We start from the raw sequence: 3,680 nt of genomic DNA, 5'->3' as shown, positions 1-3,680 counted from the left end.
CGCCCGCTTCGACTCCGTCTCGTCGTCCGGGTGTGGCTGGTCGGACTCGTAACGCCGCTCCCCTACGTCACGCTCTCCGCCTTCCTCGAACTGCGGGTGAATGCGCTCGGTATCGCCCTCGCGTGGGTCGGGGGTGTCGGACTTGGGACCGTGGCGGCCTACCCGCCGCTGTGGAGGCGAGCGGAGTCGCGGTTACGAGTCGATTAGTATCCGACTACCCAAATCGTGTCGAATTAACGAACTATTATATCGAGCGACGGCGCAGCTGAGAACGTGAACTCCATCATCCGCGGTGCCTTCACCATCGTGGCCGCCGCTGTCGTCTCGTTTCCAGCGGCGTTCGTACTCGCCCCAGACCCGACGGGAACGCTTCCGATTGTTGCCGGCATCGTCTTGACCGGCGTGGTGTGTTTGTTGGTCTTCGCTGGAATGCGACTCGAACTGCTATAGCGCCGTCTTGTACGCTTCCAGCGTCTCTTCGATGTCCTCGTCGGTGTGGGCGTAGGAGACGAACTGCGATTCGAACTGGTTCGCGGTGAGGAAGACGCCTTGGTCTTTCATTTCCTGCCAGAAGACGCGCTCCCAGCGGTCGGTTTCGGCCTTCACCACGTCCGCGCCGTTCTTCGGGCAGTAGTCGTAGTTCGGGCACGCTTCGTGCTGCGTGCAGCCGTCTGCGCACTCGTCAGCGCGGTCGGCCGAGCCGTGGCGGGTGAAGACGGTCTTGAACATCGAGTCCGTGCCGACGACGGTGTACTCGGGTGCCTGGTCTTCGAGGATGTCGGTGATGCCGCGCCGCAGTTTCTCGCCGAGGCGGTTGACGTGGTCGTACACGTCGTTTTCGGCGGCGTATTTCAGGTATTCGTGGCCCGCAGCGACCGTGACCGGGTGGCCCGAGAAGGTGCCAGACTGGAACACGTCGCCGCCGGGGGTGAACTGCTCTATGAGTTCGGCTTTGCCGCCGATTGCGCCGACGGGGAATCCGCCGCCGATAATCTTCCCGAAGGTCGTGATGTCCGGCGTGACGCCGAACTTCCCTTGGGCGCACTGGAGGCCACCGACGCGGAAGCCAGTGATGACCTCGTCGAAGATGAGAAGCGAGTCGTGTTCCTCGGTGATGTCGCGGAGGGTCTGGAGGTAGCCGTCGACCGGGTGGATGATGGCCGTGTTCGCGAGAATCGGCTCGGTCATGACAGCCGCGATGTCCTCGCCGTGTTCCTCGAACACCTCGCGAATCGCTTCCTCGTCGTTGAACGGGACGGGAAGGGTGTGTTCGGCGAACGAGGATGGGACGCCGCGGGTACTGGGTTGTACGTTGCCGGGTTCGCCCTCGACGAGCGTAGATTCCTGTGCGCCGTGGTAGCCGCCCTGCATGATGACGATTTTGTCGCGGCCGGTGGTTGCGCGGGCGAGTCGGACCGCCGAGACGGTCGCTTCCGTGCCGGAGTTGACGAATCGAATCATCTCGACCGAGGGGACGTGTCGCGCGACGAATTCGGCGTGCTCGACCTCGATTTCGGTCGGCGCGCCGTACATCGGCCCGGCCGCGGCGTGTTTCTGGACCGCCGCTTGGATGGGTTCGGGGATGTCGTGGCCGTAGAGGAGCGGCCCGTAGCCCAGCACGTAGTCGATGTAGCGGTTCCCGTCGGGGTCGATGACGTGCGCGCCGTCACCGCGCTCGACGAAGAACGGGTAGGGCTGTGTCGCCCGGACTGAGGAGTTCACGCCGCCGGCAAGCACCGATAACGCCCGGTCGTACAACGCTCGGGACTCGTCGTGTCTCATGCGCGCCGGTTCGAACCGTCGTGCCAAAGAGCTTACTGGGTCGCCCGCTCGGCGGTGCCGTCGATATCCCGAACCGACCCGACAAGCAACAATCCGACCGCGTCGTTCAGGGCGTGGATAGCCACGAGAACGACCACGTCGCGCACGAGCAGGTACATCACGGTTGTCAACAGCGCGGGAACCGCGATTCTGGCGACTGCGCCGCGGTCCCACCCGACCGCGTGGCTCGCCGTGAAGGCGACGAAGGAGACGCCCCCGGCGATAAGCGGACTTCCGGTCACGTCGAGCAATCGCTCGATGGCGTAGCCGTGAAATAGCACTTCTTCGGTGATTCCGGCCGTTGCGGCGACGAACAGTCGGTGTCGAATCGACAGCGACGTGAACTCCGACATGTCGTTTCCGAGACCGCCCACCTCGAAGCGGTCGAAGAGCGGCGCGGTCAGCGCATTCGCCGCGAAAAGGGCGAAGACGCTGCCGCCGACGACCGCGACGAACGAGAGCGGGTCGAGAGCACGTCCGGTCATCGACGACAGCTGTCGACCTTCGACGAGGATGACGTAACTACACAGGAGCGCGAACACCACCCACTTGTTCGCGTCGCTCACGAGGAGGTCCGTCCGGAGGTTGTCGGGTTCGGAGAGGTATCGGTCAGTGACCAGGCCGACGATGGACATTCCACCAAGGGCGACGACGAGGCCGCCGAGGATTTCGACATTCACCACGGGAGGGCACCGCTCATCGTCACGTCGCTTGGTGCGGAACGGAAAAATGGTTTCGCGTGGCTTCGGTGCTCACCATATTTACCGGTGAGCGCCGTCCCGGTGCCGTCGACACCGGTAAGAGACTACAACAGTCCTTATCAGACCGCGTCGCGTCCGGTCTTGCCGGTCCGAACCTGAATCGCGTTCTCGACGGGCAGGATGAATATCTTCCCGTCGCCCTTCTCACCCGTGTGGGCGGCGTCTGCGATGGCATCGGCAACGTCCTCGGCGGGTGTGTCGGCGACGACGCATTCGACTTTCACTTTCTGGTGGAGGTCGACGGTGTACTCTTCGCCGCGCCACTGGCTCTTTTTGGCCGGTTGCGACCCGCGCCCGGAGACGTTCGTCACCGTGAGCGAGGGCGCGCCAACCTCGGCGAGCGCCGTCTTCACGTCGGCGAGTTTGTCGGGGCGGATGATGGCCATGACGAGTTTGATACCGCCGTCGTTCGGCAGGTCAGCGTCACTCATGGCTTATTCGTCCTCCTGTGTCGTCATGAATCCATGCCCGTAGGGAATCCCGGAGCCGTCGGCGCGGATACCGGTGTCGGCGTCGGGCGAGCCGAATTCGGGGTAGGTGTCGACGCCGTGTTCGGCCGTGTCGAGTCCCTGACGCTCGTGGTCGGCGGAGACACGGACCTGTCCAATGGCGCGGAAGCCGCCGAAGATTGCCGTGGTGGCGACGAAGGTCCAGACGGCGATGACGCCGACGCCGACCACCTGCGGAACGGCGAGCGAGACGATGGACGCGCCTTCGTGCCAAACGGGGACGGCGAACACCGGGTACAGGAGCGTCCCGAGAACGCCCGCGGAGCCGTGAACGGGGAAGACCGCACACACGTCGTCGATGCGGAGGCGCTTTTCGACGAACTCGAAGACGATTGGAAGTTGTGCGCCGGCGAGAAGCCCGACGACGAGAGCGCCGGGCCAGACGATGTCGTCGGCGATGGCGGTGATGCCGACGAGTCCGGCGAGAACGACGATTGCGACGTAGAGAGTGTCGACCTTGCCGGTCTTGAAGAACGCGACGCCGCCAGCGCCGAGTGCGGCCGCGGCCATGCCGAGGGTGGTCACGAGGGCGACCCGGCCGTCGAAGGCGGAGGAGCCGGGGGGGACGCCGCCGTCACCGCACGCGGGG

The 3,680-nt window shown here is 64.7% G+C and carries 4 protein-coding genes and 2 pseudogenes; 2 read left to right on the top strand and 4 right to left on the bottom strand.

Going from position 1 to position 3,680, the window contains the following annotated elements:
* Together QT222_RS04565 and QT222_RS04560 are read left to right on the top strand one after the other, a co-directional pair.
* Nucleotides 1–207 (top strand): annotated as a pseudogene (locus QT222_RS04565) (hypothetical protein); the annotation flags it as partial.
* Between the two features lie 66 nt (nt 208–273).
* Nucleotides 274–450, top strand: a complete 177-nt coding sequence (locus QT222_RS04560; RefSeq protein ID WP_491476443.1) for a hypothetical protein — start codon at nt 274–276, stop codon at nt 448–450.
* Here QT222_RS04560 and hemL read toward each other — a convergent pair.
* From hemL to QT222_RS04540, 4 genes and pseudogenes are all read right to left on the bottom strand, one after another.
* On the bottom strand, nt 445–1,782 hold the full coding sequence (hemL, locus tag QT222_RS04555) for a glutamate-1-semialdehyde 2,1-aminomutase (RefSeq protein ID WP_491476442.1): 1,338 nt from the start codon (nt 1,780–1,782) through the stop codon (nt 445–447). The genes QT222_RS04560 and hemL overlap by 6 nt on opposite strands.
* Nucleotides 1,783–1,814: 32 nt before the next feature.
* Complete coding sequence (locus tag QT222_RS04550; RefSeq protein ID WP_491476441.1) at nt 1,815–2,504, bottom strand: CPBP family glutamic-type intramembrane protease; 690 nt, start codon at nt 2,502–2,504, stop codon at nt 1,815–1,817.
* A gap of 137 nt (nt 2,505–2,641) precedes the next feature.
* Nucleotides 2,642–3,013, bottom strand: a complete 372-nt coding sequence (gene glnK1 / locus QT222_RS04545; RefSeq protein ID WP_004058652.1) for a nitrogen regulatory protein GlnK1 — start codon at nt 3,011–3,013, stop codon at nt 2,642–2,644.
* A gap of 3 nt (nt 3,014–3,016) precedes the next feature.
* Nucleotides 3,017–3,680: pseudogene (locus QT222_RS04540) on the bottom strand (ammonium transporter); the annotation flags it as partial.

This window comes from Haloferax sp. s1, assembly GCF_058382125.1.
Note: the sequence above shows the minus strand (reverse complement) of the source record. Positions and strands in the feature narration are given on the sequence as shown.

What these genes read in the sequence shown, in the direction of transcription:
- hemL (WP_491476442.1), bottom strand. Translation starts at nt 1,782, where the DNA reads ATGAGACACGACGAGTCCCGAGCGTTGTACGACCGGGCGTTATCGGTG.
- glnK1 (WP_004058652.1), bottom strand. Translation starts at nt 3,013, where the DNA reads ATGAGTGACGCTGACCTGCCGAACGACGGCGGTATCAAACTCGTCATG.